Consider the following 15,776-nt stretch of genomic DNA (forward strand, 5'->3'; position numbering starts at 1 on the left):
GGGCCTGCTCCTGCCTGGGTGGGCGCGCTGCGCCGGCTCAGGAGATGCCGAGTTCGTTGTCGATGAAGTCGAAGAGTTCGTCGTCCGTGCCCGCGCCGAGTCGGGCGATCACCGCCGAGGTCGGATCCTCCGGGGCGTCGACGCCGAGCCGGCCGAGCAGCCCGTACAGCCGGGCGACCGCGTCGGAGCGAAAGCCCTCGTCGGGACCGGCTCCGGCGTCGAGCAGGTCGGTCAGCGACAGCTGCCAGCGGTCGAGTTCGGCGAGCAGTCGGCCGCCGTCCGGGACGGCCGGGGCCGGGGCGAGCAGGTCGCGCAGGTGCTCGGCCAGCGCGATCGGGGTGGGGTGGTCGAAGGCCAGCGTGGAGGGCAGGTCCAGGCCGGTGCCGGCGTTGATCCGGTTGCGCAGCTCGATCGCGCCGAGCGAGTCGAACTCGGCTTCCAGGAAACCGCGTTCGGGTGCGATCGAGGCGGGTCCGTCGTGCCCGAGCACGGCCGCGGCGGTCTGGCGCACGAACAGCAGGAGTTCGCGGCGCTGTTCGTCGACGGGGCGACCCGCGAGGCGATCGCGCAAGCCGACGGCGGGTTTGCGGCCGCCCCGGCCGGCAGCGCGCTGGGCGGGCACCCGGGCCGGGCCGGCCGCGCGGGTCAGGCCGGCGAGTACGCCGCCGGCCGCGTCCGGGCGCAGTGTGCCGGTGTCGATCCGGGCCGCGATCGGTGCGGGCAGTGGGGTGTCCAGGGCCCGGTCGAGCAGTTCGAGGGCGGTGTCGGTGCGCATCGGGGCCAGGCCGCTGCCCGCGAGCCGGCGCCGGTCCACGTCGGTCAGGTGTGCGGCCAGGCCGCCCGCCTCGGCCCAGTGGCCCCAGCCGATCGAGGTGGCGGCCAGGCCGCGGCTGTGCCGGTGATGGGCGAGGGCGTCCAGGAAGGTGTTGGCCGCGGCGTAGGCGCTCTGCCCGGGGTTGCCGAGTACGCCGACGACGGAGGAGTAGAGCACGAAGGCGGACAGATCCAGGTCGGCGGTGAGCGTGTGCAGGTGCCAGGCGGCGTCGACCTTCGGCCGCAGTACGGCGTGCAGGCGGTCGGGGTCGGTGCCGGTGAGCGCGCCGTCGGCGACCACGCCGGCGGTGTGCACGATCGCGGTCAGCGGGTGTGCGGTCGGGATCCCGGCCAGCAGCTCGGCGAGCGCGGTCGGGTCGGCCACGTCGCACGCGGCGATCTCGACCGTGGCACCGGCGGCGGCCAGTTCGGCGCGCAGTTCGGCCGCGCCGGGGGCGGCCGGGCCGTGCCGGCCGACCAGGAGCAGGTGTCGGGCGCCGTGTTCGGCGACCAGGCGGCGGGCGGCGAGGGCGCCGAGGGTGCCGGTGCCGCCGGTGATCAGGACCGTGCCGGCGGGGTCGAAGGGGGCGGGGGTGGGCGCGATGGTGAGGACGAGTTTGCCGGTGTGGCGGGCCTGGCTCAGCCGGCGCAGCGCCGGGAGAGCGTGTCGGGCGTCCCACGCGGTGACCGGCAGCGGGGTGAGCGTTCCGGTCGCGAACAGCGGGGCCAGGGCTCGCGACATGCGGGCGATGTGCGCGGGGTCCAGGGTCAGCAGGTCGAAGGCCCGGTAGTCGACTCCCGGGAGTGCGGCGCGCACCTGGGCCGGGTCGCGCGGGTCGGTTTTGCCCAGTTCGACGAACCGGCCGCCGGGGGCGAGCAGTCGCAGGGACGCGTCGGTGAACTCGCGGGCGAGCGTGTTGAGCACGATGTCGACGCCCCGGCCGGCGGTGGTGTCGCGGAAGCGGTCCTCGAAGTCGAGGGTGCGGGAGGAGGCGATGCGCTCGTCGGGCAGGCCCTGGGCGCGCAGCGTGGGCCACTTGGCCGGGCTCGCGGTGCCGTGGACGTCGGCGCCCAGGTGGCGGGCGAGTTGTACGGCGGCGGTACCGACCCCGCCGGTCGCGGCGTGCACCAGGACGGACTCCCCGGCGCGCAGTCCGGCCAGTTCGACCAGGCCGTGGTAGGCGGTCAGGAAGGCTACGGGGACGGTGGCGGCCTGAGCGTACGTCCATCCGGTCGGGATCGGGGTGAGCAGGCGGTGGTCGACCACGGCCTGGGACCCGAGCACACCCGGCAGCAGGCCCATCACCCGGTCGCCGACCGCGAGTTCTTCGACGTCCGGGGCGACTTCGAGGACGCGGCCGGCGCCCTCCGCGCCGATGCGGGCACTGCCGGGGTAGACGCCGAGGGCGATCAGCACGTCGCGGAAGTTCAGCCCGGCGGCACGCAGCGCGATCCGGACCTGGCCGGGCGCCAACGGCGCGGCGGCCTCTGGGGCCGGCAACATCGCGACGTTGTCGATCGTGCCCGGTTCGGTGACGTCGAGCCGCCACGGCTCGTCGGCGCGCGGCGGTTCGAGCGCGTCGTCCGGGCGCACCCGGGCCAGGCGCGGCGCGAGGATGTCGCCGCCGCGCAGGGCGAGTTGCGGTTCGGGGCCGGCCAGTGCGGCGGGCAGCGCGGTGAGCGAGTCGGGATGGGTGTCCAGGTCGAGGACCCGCAATCGGCCCGGGTGTTCGCCGGCGGCGGCCCGGACCAGGCCCCACAGGCCGGCGGCGGTCGGGTCGCGCACGTCCTCGCCGGGGTGGGTGGCGATCGCCTCGCGGGTGACCAGGACCGGTGTGATGTCGCCGAGTTCGGGGTCGGCCAACCACGCGCCGAGCAGCGTTACGGCCCGCTCGGTGACCGCGTGTGTGGCCACGACGGTGCCCAGTTCCGGGACCGGTCGGGGGAACGGGACCAGCACGTGGGTGGGTCGGGACGCACCGGCGGCCAAGGCGGCCCGCAGCGCGTCGAGGTCGGGGTGGAACACGACGGACCGGTCGTCGGCTTCGGCCGGCGCGGTGAGACCGAGCGGGTCGGTGGGCTCGCCGAGGACGACCCAACCGCCCTGCTTCGCGGCCGACTCGCCCGGCGGCACGGGCATCCAGTCGACCCGGTACCAGGAGTCCGCGGCCGAGTCCGGCTCCGACCCCGGGCCGGAGCCCGGTCGGGTCGCGAGCCGGTCGGCCGGGATCGCGCGCAGGGTCAGCCGGTCGATCGTCACGACCGGCGTGCCCCGGTCGTCGGTGGCGGTCAGGGCGATCGTGTCCGTGCCGACCGGGCTGATCCGGACCCGCAGTTCGCGGGCGCCGTCGGTGTGCGCGGTGGCGCCGGACCAGGCGAACGGCAGCCGGGTGGGCGTGGCCGGATCGGCGCCGGGCAGCAGTGCCACCACGGCGTGCAGCGCGGCATCGAGCAGTGCGGGGTGGACTCGGTGGCCGATCTCCTCGACCTGTTCGGGCAGTTCCACCTCGGCGAGCAGGTCGTCACCGGCCTGCCAGGCGGCGATCAGGCCCTGGAAGGCCGGGCCGTAGTGGTAGCCCAGTGCGGCGAGGCGGTCGTAGACGTCGTCGACGTCGATCGGGCTCGCCCCGGGCGGCGGCCACGCGGTGTCGTTCGGTGCGGGGGCCGTGTCCCGCGCCGGGTCCAGTCGGCCGGTGGCGTGTCGGGTCCAGGTGTCGGTGTCGGCGGCGCGCGAGTGTACGGTCAGCGCCCGGGTGCCGTCCGGCTGTTCGGCGCCGACGGCGAGTTCGATCCGGACCGGCTCCGCGTCGGGCAGCACCAGCGGTGCGGCCAGCACGAGTTCGCCGATGCCGCCCGCGCCGGTGCGTTCGGCGGCGTACAGCGCGAGGTCGACGAAGGCGGTACCGGGCAGCAGGACCGTGTCCCGGACCGCGTGGTCGGCGAGCCAGGGCCGGTCCTTGGTGGACAGGCTGCCGGTCCAGACCCGGCCGGAGCCGTCCGCGCGGGTCAGCTCCGCGCCCAGGAAGGGGTGTTCGCTCGGGTCGAGACCGGCCGAGGTCGGGTCGGTGCTCGCCCGGGACGTGTCCAGCCAGTACCGGCGACGTCGGAACGCGTAGGTGGGCAGGTCGACCCGGCCGACCTCGCGCCCGTCGCGGGGTGTCGCGGTCCAGTCGACGGGCGTGCCGGTGACGTGCAGCCGGGCCAGCGCGTGGGTGAAGGTCGCCGGTTCGGGGCGGTCGGCACGCAGCGCGGCGACCACGACCGCCGACGGGTCGTCCAGGTTCGCCAGGGCGAGCGCGGTCAGCACGGCGTCGGGGCCGAGTTCGAGGAAGGTGGTGGTGCCGAGGTCGGCGAGTCGGCGGATGCCGTCGCGGAAGCGCACCGCCTCGCGGATGTGCCGAACCCAGTAGTCGGGATCGGCGAGTTCGGCGGCGTCGGCGAGGTCTCCGGTCAGGTTGGACACGATCGGGACGCGCGGCGCGCCGAAGCGTATGCCCGCCGCCACCGCGCGGAACTCGTCCAACACGGCGTCCATGTGCGGGGAGTGGAACGCGTGGCTCACCTGGAGTCGTTTGCTCTTGCGGCCCGCGTCCCGCCACCGCTCGGCGAGCGCCTCGACGAGGTCGGCCGTACCCGAGATCACCACCGAGTCGGGGCCGTTCACCGCCGCGATACCGACCTCGGTGGGGTGTTCGGCGATCAGCGCGGCGATCTCGTCCTCGGTGCCCTGGAGCGCGATCATCGCACCGGTGGCGGGCAGTCGGCCCATCAGCCGGCCCCGGGCGACGACCAGCGCGGCGGCGTCCGGGAGGTCGAGCACGCCGGCGATGTGGGCCGCGGTGAGTTCGCCGATCGAGTGGCCGATCAGGTGGTCGGCGCGCACTCCGTACGCCTCGGCGAGTCGGTACAGCGCGGTCTCGATCGCGAACAACGCGGGCTGGGTGTACGCGGTCTCGCCGAGCAACGCGGCCTCGGCGCTGCCCGGTTCGGCGAACAGCAGGTCGCGCAGCGGGCGTTCCAGGGCCGCGTCCAGGTGTTTCAGCGTCTCGTCCAGGGCCCGGGCGAACACCGGTTCGGACGCGTACAGTTCGCGGCCCATGCCGATGCGCTGGCTGCCCTGGCCGCTGAACAGCACGGCGAGCGGCCCGCTCGGACGGGCGGCGCCCTCGATCAGGTTGGCCGCGTCGAGGCCGTCGACGAGCGCGTCGAGCCCGCGCAGCAGGTCGTCCCGGCCGTTGCCGGTGATCACCGCACGGTACGCGAGGGTGTCCCGGGTGCCGGCCAGGGCCAGGGCCAGGTCGCCGAGCGAGAGGTCGGGACGCTCGACCAGGTGTGCCCGCAGCCGGGCGGCCTGGGCCGGCAGCGCGTCCGCGCTCACGGCGGACAACGTCCACGGCCCGGCGTCGTCACGCACCGCCGGCGTCGGCGGCGCCTCGATCGGGGCCTGCTCCAGGATCACGTGCGCGTTGGTGCCGCTGATCCCGAACGAGGACACCGCGGCGCGGCGCGGCCGGCCGGTGTCGGGCCAGGCGGTGGGCTCGGCGAGCAGACGCACCCCGCCCCGGGTCCAGTCCACGTGCGGGGACGGTGCGTCCAGGTGCAGCGTGCGCGGCAGTTCGCCGTGCCGCATGGCCTCGATCAGCGCGATCACGCCGGTGACGCCGGCGGCGGCCTGGGTGTGTCCGAGGTTGGACTTGACCGAGCCGACGAGGAGCGGTCGATCGGCCGGCCGGTCCGCGCCGTACGTGGACAGCAACGCCTCGGCCTCGATCGGGTCGCCGAGGGTGGTGCCGGTTCCGTGCGCCTCGACCGCGTCGACCTCGGGCGCGCTCAGCCCGGCGTCGTGCAGCGCGGCGCGGATCACCCGCTGCTGCGCGGGCCCGTTGGGCGCGGTCAGGCCGTTGGACGCACCGTCCTGGTTGATCGCGCTGCCCCGGAGCACGGCGAGTACGGGATGCCCGTTGCGGCGCGCGTCGGAGCGGCGCTCGAGCAGGACCAGGGCCGCGCCCTCGGCCCACGCGGTCCCGTCGGCGGCGGCGGCGAACGGCTTGCAGCGACCGTCGGGGGCGAGCCCCCGCTGCCGGCTGAACTCGGTGAACATGCCCGGCGTGGACATCACGGTGACCCCGCCGGCCAGCGCGAGTGTGCACTCGCCCGCGCGCAACGAACGCGCCGCCAGGTGCAGCGCGACCAGGGACGACGAGCAGGCGGTGTCGATCGTGAGCGCCGGGCCCTCCAGGCCGAGGGTGTACGCGAGCCGCCCGGACGCGACGCCGGCCAGCGCGCCGGTGAGCAGGTGTCCGGCGTGGTCCTCGGACGCCTCGTGCAGGCGCGGCCCGTACTCCTGCGGCATGGCGCCGACGAAGACGCCCGCCCGGGTGCCGCGCAGCGTGCTCGGCGCGATGCCCGCGCGCTCGACCACCTCCCACGCGATCTCCAGGAGCAGCCGCTGCTGCGGATCCATCGCGGCGGCCTCGCGCGGGCTGATCCCGAAGAAGCCCGCGTCGAAGGTGTCGGCGGCGGTGAGGAATCCGCCCGCGCGTACGTAGGTCGTCCCGGGTCGGCCGTGCTCGGGGTCGGGGTCGTGGAGCGCGTCGAGGTCCCAGCCCCGGTTGGTCGGGAACGGGCCGATGGTGTCGGTGCCGGTCGCGAGCAGGTCCCACAGCGCCTCGGGGGTGTCCGCGCCGCCGGGCCACCGGCCGCCGGCCGCGACGATGACGATCGGATCGTCCTCGGGCGCGGCCGGCGCCGGGCCGGTCCCGGGCCCGCCGGCATCCGCGGGCACGGTGCCGGCCGTGCGGTGCGCGAGATGGGCGGCGACGGCCCGGGGGGTCGGGTGGTCGAACGTCAGCGAGGCGGACAGCGCGGTCCCGCTCGCGGCGGCGAGCCGGTCGCGGAACTCCAGCGCGCCGACCGAGTCGAAGCCGAGGTCCTTGAAGGTGCGATCGGGGTCGACCGCACCGGGACCGGCGTGGCCGAGGACGACGGCGGCGGTGGCGCGGACGAGGACGAGGAGTTCGGGGGCGGCGTGGCCGGGGCTGTCGCCGCCGTGCGACCCGCCGTTGTCGCTCGCGGCGTTACCGGCGGCGACGCTTTCGGCCCGCATGGATCCCGCTGCCCCGCCCGCAGGCGCGTCCTGAGGCGCCGCCGTCGGTTCCGCGATCCAGTGCGGTGTCGGCAGGAAGGCGTACGTGGGCAGTTCGGTCCGTCGGGCGTCGGCCGGCAGCGCGGCTGTCCAGTCCACGGCAACACCGTGGACATACGCCTGGGCCAGCGAGGTCAGCAATCGGCGTGCCCCGCCGTCGTCGCGCCGCAGCGTGCCCACCGTCAGCACGGCGGCGGCATCCTCGGCGCCGGCTCCGTCGAGGATCTGCCGAAGTCCCATGGTCAGCACGGGATGCGGACTGGCCTCGACGAAGCCGCGCCGGCCGTCGGCGAGCGCGGCGCGCACCGCGTCCTCGAAGCGCACGGTGCCGCGCAGGTTCCGATACCAGTAGTCGGCGTCGAGCCCGGCGGTGTCCAGCGGGCCGCCGGTGACCGTGGAGTAGAACGTGATATCGCTCGATACCGGCGCGAGTCCGTCGAGTTCGCGGGCCAGATCGACGCGCAGCGGCTCCACGTGGGCCGAGTGCGAGGCGTAGTCGACCGGGATGGACCGGACGTCGACGCCGGCCTCGGTGTAGTCGGCGAGCAGCGTGTCCAGCGCGGCGCGGTCGCCGGAGACCACGGTGGACGAGGGGCCGTTGACCGCCGCGATCGCGATCCGCCCGGCCCGTACGGCCGGCGCGGCGCGCACCTCGTCGGCCGGGAGCGGTATGGAGGCCATGCCGCCACCGGGTGCGAGACCGGCCAGGAGCCGGCTGCGCCGGGCCACCAGACGCGCGGCGTCGGCCAGGGTCAGCGCACCGGCGATGTGCGCGGCGGCGATCTCCCCCTGCGAGTGGCCGATCACCGCGTCCGGGCGCACGCCGAACGCCTCCCACAGGCGGGCCAGCGAGACCATCACGGCGAACAGCGCGGGTTGTACGACGTCGACGCGGTCGAGCCCGGGCGCACCGGGCACGTCCCGCAGGACGTCGTGCGGCGACCAGTCGACGTGCGGCGCGAGCGCGTCCGCGCAGGCGTCCAGGTGTGCCGCGAACACCGGCGAGTCGGAACGCAGTTGCCGGGCCATGCCGATCCACTGGGAGCCCTGGCCGGGGAAGACGAACACGGTGGAGGGGTGCGGGTGGGCGACGCCGGTGACCGCGCCGGCGCTGGGCAGGCCGGCGGCCAACGCGGCGGCCGTGTCGCGGAGTTCGGTCCAGTCCTCGCCCAGGAGCACGGCCCGGTGGGCGAACGCGGTGCGGTGGGCCGCGAGGGTGAGTGCGACGTCCCCGGGCGCGGCGTCCACCGTCGCGAGCCGGCCGGCCTGGCCCGGAAGGGCGCGCGGGTCGCGGGCGGACAGCGGCCACGGCAGGACGGAGGCGACGAGCGCACGGGGGCCGTCGGGCGCGGACGCCCGGCCCACCACTACGGGCGCCTCGCCCACCACTACGGGCGCCTCGCCCACCACCGCGGGTGCCTCGCCCACCACCACATGGCAGTTCGTACCGCCCATCCCGAACGAGCTGACCCCCGCGAGCAGCGGCCGGTCCGGGTGCGGCCACGGTCCCGCTTCGGTCTGCACCCGCAGTCCGTTCGCGGTCGGGTCGACCGCCGGGTTCGTGGTGGTGTGGTGCAGGCTCGCGGGCAGCGTGCGCCGGCGGATCCCGAGCACCGTCTTGAGCAGTCCGACGATGCCGGAAGCGCCCTCCAGGTGACCGATGTTGGTCTTCACCGAGCCCACCGCGAGCCGGTCCGCGCCGGTGCGGCCGGCGCCGTAGGCGGTGCCGAGCGCGGCGGCCTCGATCGGGTCGCCGACGCGGGTGCCGGTGCCGTGCAGTTCGACGTACTGGATCCGGTCGGGCGCCACCCCGGCGGCGGTCGCGGCGCGGCGCAGCACGTCGGTCTGGGCGCCGACGTCCGGCACCGTGAGGCCGTCGGTGTCACCGTCGCTGGTGACCGCGCTGCCGTGGATCACCGCGTGGATCGGGTCGCCGTCGGCCAGCGCCCGGTCCAGCGGCTTGAGCAGCAGCACCGCGCCGCCCTCGCCGCGCACGAAGCCGTTGGCGCGGGTGTCGAAGGTGAACGAGCGGTGGTCCGGGGACAACGCGCCGAAACGTTCCGCGGCGACGGTGCTCTCCGCCGCCAGGTTCAGGTGCACGCCGCCGGCGAACGCGACGGTGGACTCGCCGCTGCGCAGGCTCTCGCAGGCCAGGTGTACCGCGACCAGCGAGGAGGACTGCGCGGTGTCGACGGTCAGGCTCGGGCCGTGCAGGTCCAGGGCCCAGGACAGGCGATTGGCGATCAGCGCGCGGGCGACGCCGGTGAAGGTGTGCCGGGTGATCGCGTCGGTTCCGTACCGGTGCACCACGGTGGACCAGTCGCCGGCGATCGCGCCGACGAACACACCGGCCCGGGTGCCCGCGAGGGATCCGGGCAGGAGGCCGGCGTCTTCGGCGGCCTCCCACCCGAGTTCGAGGGCCAGCCGCTGGTGCGGGTCCATCGCGTCGGCCTCGCGTGGCGAGATGCCGAAGAACGCCGCGTCGAAGGTGTCCACCCGGTCGAGGTAGCCCCCGGGCCGCAGGTCCGCGCCGCGCCGGCGCTCGGTGCCCGCCTCGCCGACGGCGTCCACACCGTCGGCCAGGAGCCGCCAGAACGCGGCGGGGTCGGCGGCGCCCGGCAGCCGGCAGGCGGTTCCGATGACGGCGATCGCGGCGCCGTGCCGATCGCGGTCGCCGGCGGTGTTCTCACTGGTCGTCATCATCGCGGAGTGTCGCCCCCCATGCCGAACGGTCCGATCCCGAACGGCGACGAGTGCGCCGAACGACCTCAGGATTCGGCCGGCGTGCCCCGCCCGAATACCCCTGTCGATCCCCTACCGACCCCATAGCGGACGGGGTCCGAAGCGACCCCTGTCGGGGCATGCCGAGGGCCGCCGCGCATACAGCGCGGCGGCCCTGGGTCGTGCTCCTCGATCGGGGTCCGTTCAGCCCGCGATCTCCTCCTCCAGCCACGGCGGCAGGTCCAGTCGGCGGGCCACTCCGAGCTTGCGGTACACCCGGGTCAGGTGTTGTTCGACGGTGCTGACGGTGATGAACAGCCGGCGGGAGATCTCCCGGTTGGTCTGGCCCTGGGCGGCCAGCGCGGCGACGCGGCGTTCGGCGTCGCTCAGACCCGCGCCGGGCTGCTCGTCGGCGCCCGGGGAAGCGCCCGGGGAGACGCCCCGGGAGGCGCTCGCGGATGCGGCCGGCACGGTGATGCGCGCCGTCTCGCGGTGTTCGGGTCGCCCGGGGCGTTCGGCGACCCGGTCCGCCTCGCGGTTCGTCGCGGGTTCGTGAATCGGCGCAGGCTCGGGCGTCGTGCCACGCAGGCGCGATATCGCGCCGTCCCGGTCGGGTACGGCGGCCAGCCGGTCGGTACGCGACAGGGTTTGTGGCAGCTCGGCCCGGCACACCTCGGACAGGTGTCGGGCGCGTCGGGCCGCCCGTCGGGCCCGGCCGAAGTCGCCCAGTTCGCGGTAGGCGTTGCCGAGTTGGGCGAAGACCAGGGACAACTCGAAGCGGTCGCCGCATGCCTGGAGTTCGCGGATCGCCTCCCACAACAGCGCCGGACGGCGGCGCAGTTCGACCACGGACGCCTGCACGCCGAGCGCGAGCCCCCGAGTGCGCGACGGTTCGTCCGCGAGCCGGTCGAACTGTTCGGCCAACAACTCGCGGGCCGCGTCGTGGTCGCCGAGGTGCACGTGGGCCCGGGCCGCCTCGACCCGCCAGGGCACCAGGCCGGGCAGGTCGATCCGCCACGCCGTCATCAGCTCGCCGCAGGACAGGAAGTCGTGCAGCGCCGCGTCGGCGCGGCCGGTGGCCAGGTTGTACCGCCCGCAGGCGTGCAGGTAGTGCAACCCGGCCGGGGTGTGGAACATCGCTCCGGGGACTGGGAGTTCGAGCAGTCGGGCGGCTTGGTCCCGGTCACCGCGCGCGACCGCGGCGACGATCCGGGCGGCCAGCGGAACCCCTACCGCCACTCCCCAGCCCTCGGGGGCGATCCGGGTCAGCGCGGTCGCGGCGCTCTCCTCGGCGCCGAGCAGGTCGCCCTGGCGCACGGTGATCTCGCCGAGCACCGCCGAGAACAGCGCGTGGGCGATCGGACTGCGCCGACCGGCCGCCCGGTCGATCAGCGTGACGCACCACTCCTGGGCCTCGGCGGCCCGGTCGGCGTAGACCAGCGCGGTCAGCGCGGAGGTGAGCGATTCCACCGTGGCGTCCTCCAGGCGCGCGCCGCGCAGGATGCGCTCGGCCCGGTCGCAGACCCGGTCGGCGTCGAGCCGGCCGGCCAGGACGTCGGTGAGCAGGTCCAATCCCTCGATCCGGCCGATGGTCGCGGGCAGCGGGGACACCTCGGTGCCGTATTCGGGCAGGTCCGCGTCGACGGCCGGGTACCAGTACTTGAGCCAGAACCGGGCGGCCCGGGTCTCGGCGGCGGTGACCCAGTCGGCCGACTCGCCGGGCGCGCACGATTGCCGACCCGCCTCGATCACGGTCCTGGCCTCCTCGAGCCGGCCGTACCAGGCGAGGTAGCGCACGCACGCCAGGGCGTCCCGGCCGCTGAGCCGCCCGTCGCGCACCGCGGCGGCCAGCCACGGCACGTGTCGCGCGGCGGCGGCCGGGTTGACCAGCCACTCCAGTCCGATCAGGAAGGCCTTGATCGACACCCGGGTGCATTCGTCCGGGGCGATGCGTTCGGCCAGCTTGAGGTAGTCGACGGCGAGGCGCAGATCACCCTCGGCGACCACCGACTCGGCCGCCTCGCGCAGCGTACGTACCGCCCACGGCGCACGGAACTCCCCGGCGCCCGCAAGGTGTTTGGCCACCGCCTCGGACGGCGCGCCGTCGATGTGTCGCAGCGTGGCGGCCCGGCCGTGTCCGCGTTCGCGCTCCGGCCGGGTCATCGTGTTCAGCACGGCCGCACGGGCCCGATCGTCGCGAAATCGTCCGCAGGCGACCAGTCCGGCGTCGTTGAGGGTGCGCGCCGCCCGGGTGGCGGTGGCGGGTTCGAGGCCGACCAGTTCGGCCAGGCCCTCGCTCGTGCCCGACTCGCCGAGCAGGGCCAGGCCGCGCGCGACCTCCACGGTGGCCGGATCCAGGCGGTACAGGCAACCGACCAGGGCTCGGCAGTAGGCGTCGGCCGCGGTCGCCCTGAGCGGGCGCCGGGCACTGTCGGAGCGCTGTCCCGCGCCCATGTCCTCCAATAAGGCCCGGATCAACAGCGGGTTTCCGCCGGTGAGTTCGAGTACATCGGCGGTCAGCCGGGCGGCGGCGGTCGGGCCGACGGCGGGTTCGAGCAGTTCGCCGACCGAGGCGCGGCCGAGCAGGCCGAGCCGGATCCGCCCGTGGTGCGGCTGGCGTTCGACGTCGGCGGAGAAGGCCGCGAACGCCGCCGAGCGGGCCGCGGCGTACTCGCGTTCGCCGAGCAGGACCAGCACCCGTGCGGTGCGGATCCGCCGGATCAGGTGGGCCAGGAACTGCAACGACACCGGGTCGGCGTGCTGGATGTCGTCCACGACCACCACGACCGGCCGCGACTCGGCCAACGTCAGGACCACCGCCGAGAGTTCGTGTACCGCCCGGACCGTGGTGGCGTCCAACGCGTCGGTGCCGCCGAAGGCGGCGGTATGGGCCCCGTCCTCCAGGAGCCGGTCGATCCGGGCCGGATCCTCGTCGGCGAGTGGGACCGACTGGAGCAGTTGGCGCACCACCCCGAGCGGAAAATCCTGCTCCATCGGGGTGCCGACGGCACGCAGGAACAGCGCCTCGTCGGCGGCGGACCGCTCGGCGAAGGCGTGCAGGAGCGCGGTCTTGCCGACCGCCACGGGCCCGCAGACAGTGGTCGCGCCGCCGACCCCGGTCGCGCAGCGGGCCCGGGCGGTATCCAGTCGGCTGAGTTCCTCGGTTCGCCCCACGAAAAACACGTGCCACTCCCCCGGCGGAAATCCAAGTGTTTCCGCTTGTTGAATTAGCTATTGCCTCTGATTAACATTTGCGCACGCCGGGGACACGTCGGGGCCGCGGCGTCGCGGAATATCCCGGTTCGGCGGCTCGTCGGCGCACGACGGCCGAAACAGGTGTTATCGGGCCCGATCCGCGGGGGCCGCCGGGCCCGCCGACGCGCCGAGGCGACCTCGGCCGTCGGGGTGGGATCGATCCGATCCCGGTCGGATCACGGAGGATTCAGCGACACAGCCCGCTGGACATGCGGGCGAGGTCCACGTCGAGGCGGGACACCAGTGCGAGGCGCCAGGCGCTCGCTCCACGGGTCCCCTGCACGGCCGTCTCCGAAAAAGAAGTGGAAGAGTCCGGAATCGGTGATTCGGACTTTCGCTCCATAGCTGACCGGCAGTCTAGAAATCTGCCCGCGTCGCGTCAACACGAAGGTCTCGCGAAAGAAAGGCGACATGCGGACGCGAGGATCACCCCGTCCGCACGCGCAAGGGTCGGTAGGGGTCCGCTAGGGGTGCTGGGCGTCCCGACGGCGCGGCTAGTTTCCTCAGGGCCGGAGCCGGTGTTCGCCCCGCTCTGCGCCGCTTCGTGACATCCCCGACTCTCGACAGGACTCGACCATGCGCGTCATCCGACCACGCCTACCCAGAATCGTCGGTGCGGCCCTGGCCGCCGCGTTCGTCCTGTCGGCCTGTTCCTCCACCACGAAGACGGGGCCGAACGCGGCCGAGGCGGCGGGACCGCCGGTCAAGGGCGGCTCGGTGACGGTGGCGATCAACACCGAGCCCACCTGCTTCGACATCCACGTGAGCCCCCAGGACATCACCGCGTCCATCCAGCGCAACGTGTTCGACTCGCTGGTCGCCGAGGATGATCAAGGCAACTTCCGTCCCTGGTTGGCCACTTCGTGGGAGGTCGCGCCGGACCTGACCGGTTACACGTTCAAGCTGCGCACCAACGTGAAGTTCACCGACGGCACCCCGTTCGACGCGAACGCGGTCAAGGTCAACTTCGACCGGATCGCGGCCAAGACCACCAAGTCGCAGTACGCGGCGAGCCTGCTCGGCCCCTACGCCGGCACCGAGGTGCTCGACCCGGCGACGGTGAAGATCTCCTTCACCAAGCCGTTCGCCCCCTTCCTCCAGGCCGCGAGCACCGCCTACCTGGGCTTCTACTCGCCGCAGACGCTCGCCGCCAACGGCGACAAGCTGTGCGCGGGCGGACCACAACTGGTGGGCACCGGCCCGTTCCGCTTCGCCGCGCACACCAAGGGCCAGAGTCTGACCCTGGAGAACAACCCCGCGTACAACTGGGCACCGGCCGGTGCCGAACACCAGGGCGCCGCCTACCTGGACAGGCTGACGTTTCGGTTCCTGACCGAGGACTCGGTCCGGGTCGGCGCGTTCGCCGGCGGCCAAGTGGACATCGCCGGGTCGATCCCGCCGGTCAACGTCAAGGGCCTGGAGGGACGTTCGGACGTACGCGTGCTGCGCCACGACTTCGCGGGCGCGGTCTACAGCCTGTTCCTGAACACCACCCGGGCGCCCTTCGACGACGAACGGGTGCGGCGGGCCGTACAGCGCGCGATCAACATCGGGCCGAACGTCCAGTCCATCTACTTCGACCAATACCGGCGCGCCTGGGGCCCGTTGGGACCGGCCACGCCCGGCTACGACAAGGCGCTGGAGAACTCCTGGCCGTACGACCCCGCGCTCGCGGGACGGTTGCTGGACGAGGCCGGGTGGACGGGCCGTGACGGCGACGGATACCGGACCCGCGACGGCAGACGTTTGAGCGTGCAGTGGCCCGGCGCGCCCGCCGCGGTGCGCGAACAGCGCGACATCCTGGCCCAGGCCGTGCAGTCGGACCTGAAGAAGATCGGCGTCGAGGTGCAGCGGCCGGCCCTGGACCTGGGCGCGTTCACCACGAACGCCTACGCGGGCAAGTACGACGTGCTGGACATGAGCTGGGCACGCTTCGAACCGGACGTATTGCGGCTGTACTTCAACTCGGCGAACCTGCCGAGCACCGGTGGACAAAACGCCGCCTGGCTGAGCAATCCGCAGATCGACCAGTGGACCGACGCGGCGGCGGCGACCCTGGACCGGCCCACCCGCGACCGGCTGTACGCCCAGACCCAGGGCTGGGTGATCGAACACGCGGCGGTGGTCCCGCTCTACGCGGCCACCACGATCTTCGCCACCGGCAAGCACGTCAACGGATTGCGCCTGGACCCGAACGCCTGGCCGCTGTTCCACGACGTGTGGAACGCGCGGCGATGAGTTCCCCACCGACGACAACGGACGCGCCGACCCCGGTCGACGCGTCCGTCCCGGCCGCGGCCGCGGCGTTCGCCGATCCGCCGGGCCCATCTCGTCCGTCGCGGCTGCTGCGCGCGATCGGCGCCCGGCTGGTGGCCGTGGCCTCCGTGCTGCTCGGCGCGGCGACGCTCGCGTTCGTCGGGCTCAAGTTGCTCCCGGGAGATCCGGTGGCCACGCTCCTGGGCCCGCAGACCACCGCGTCGCCCGCCGTGCGGGCGCAGATCCGCGCCGACTACGGCTTCGACGAACCGATCGTTCGGCAATACCTGCACTATCTGGGCGAGTTGCTGCACGGCCGACTCGGCGAGTCCTATCAGCTCCAGCAACCCGTCTCCGCGCTGATCGGCGAGCAGTTCCAACCGACCCTGGAACTGGCTTCGGCCGCGCTCGGGTTGGCGGTGGTGTTCGGCGGGGTGTACTGGCGCTACAGGCGCGGGGGCCGGAGCCGGGGGGGGTGGGGGGGGGGGGCGTGCGATGTTGAGGTGTGCGCCGAGCGTGGGCGCCGCTACGCGGGGCGCGGGGCCGCGCCGCTCGCCCGGTCCGCGAGCATCCGCAACTCCTCGCG

The 15,776-nt window shown here is 74.3% G+C and carries 3 protein-coding genes and 1 pseudogene; 2 read left to right on the top strand and 2 right to left on the bottom strand.

Annotated elements, in window-relative coordinates:
* Positions 1-37: 37 nt before the first annotated feature.
* Together ACFRCG_RS34120 and ACFRCG_RS34125 are read right to left on the bottom strand one after the other, a co-directional pair.
* Positions 38-9,661, bottom strand: coding sequence for an SDR family NAD(P)-dependent oxidoreductase (locus ACFRCG_RS34120; protein ID WP_380038689.1), 9,624 nt, complete (start codon positions 9,659-9,661; stop codon positions 38-40).
* 222 nt (positions 9,662-9,883) lie between these two features.
* Complete coding sequence (locus ACFRCG_RS34125; protein ID WP_380038691.1) at positions 9,884-12,862, bottom strand: AAA family ATPase; 2,979 nt, start codon at positions 12,860-12,862, stop codon at positions 9,884-9,886.
* Positions 12,863-13,510: 648 nt separating this feature from the next.
* On the opposite strand from ACFRCG_RS34125, the gene ACFRCG_RS34130 reads away from it, so the two are divergent.
* The gene (locus ACFRCG_RS34130) at positions 13,511-15,172 is read left to right on the top strand and encodes an ABC transporter substrate-binding protein (protein ID WP_380038693.1); all 1,662 of its coding nucleotides are present in this window, start codon (positions 13,511-13,513) and stop codon (positions 15,170-15,172) included.
* Positions 15,169-15,776: pseudogene (locus ACFRCG_RS34135) on the top strand (hypothetical protein); the annotation flags it as partial. The gene ACFRCG_RS34130 and the pseudogene ACFRCG_RS34135, both read left to right, overlap by 4 nt.

The sequence above is a fragment of the Embleya sp. NPDC056575 genome, from assembly GCF_042793325.1.
Lineage (GTDB): Bacteria > Actinomycetota > Actinomycetes > Streptomycetales > Streptomycetaceae > Embleya.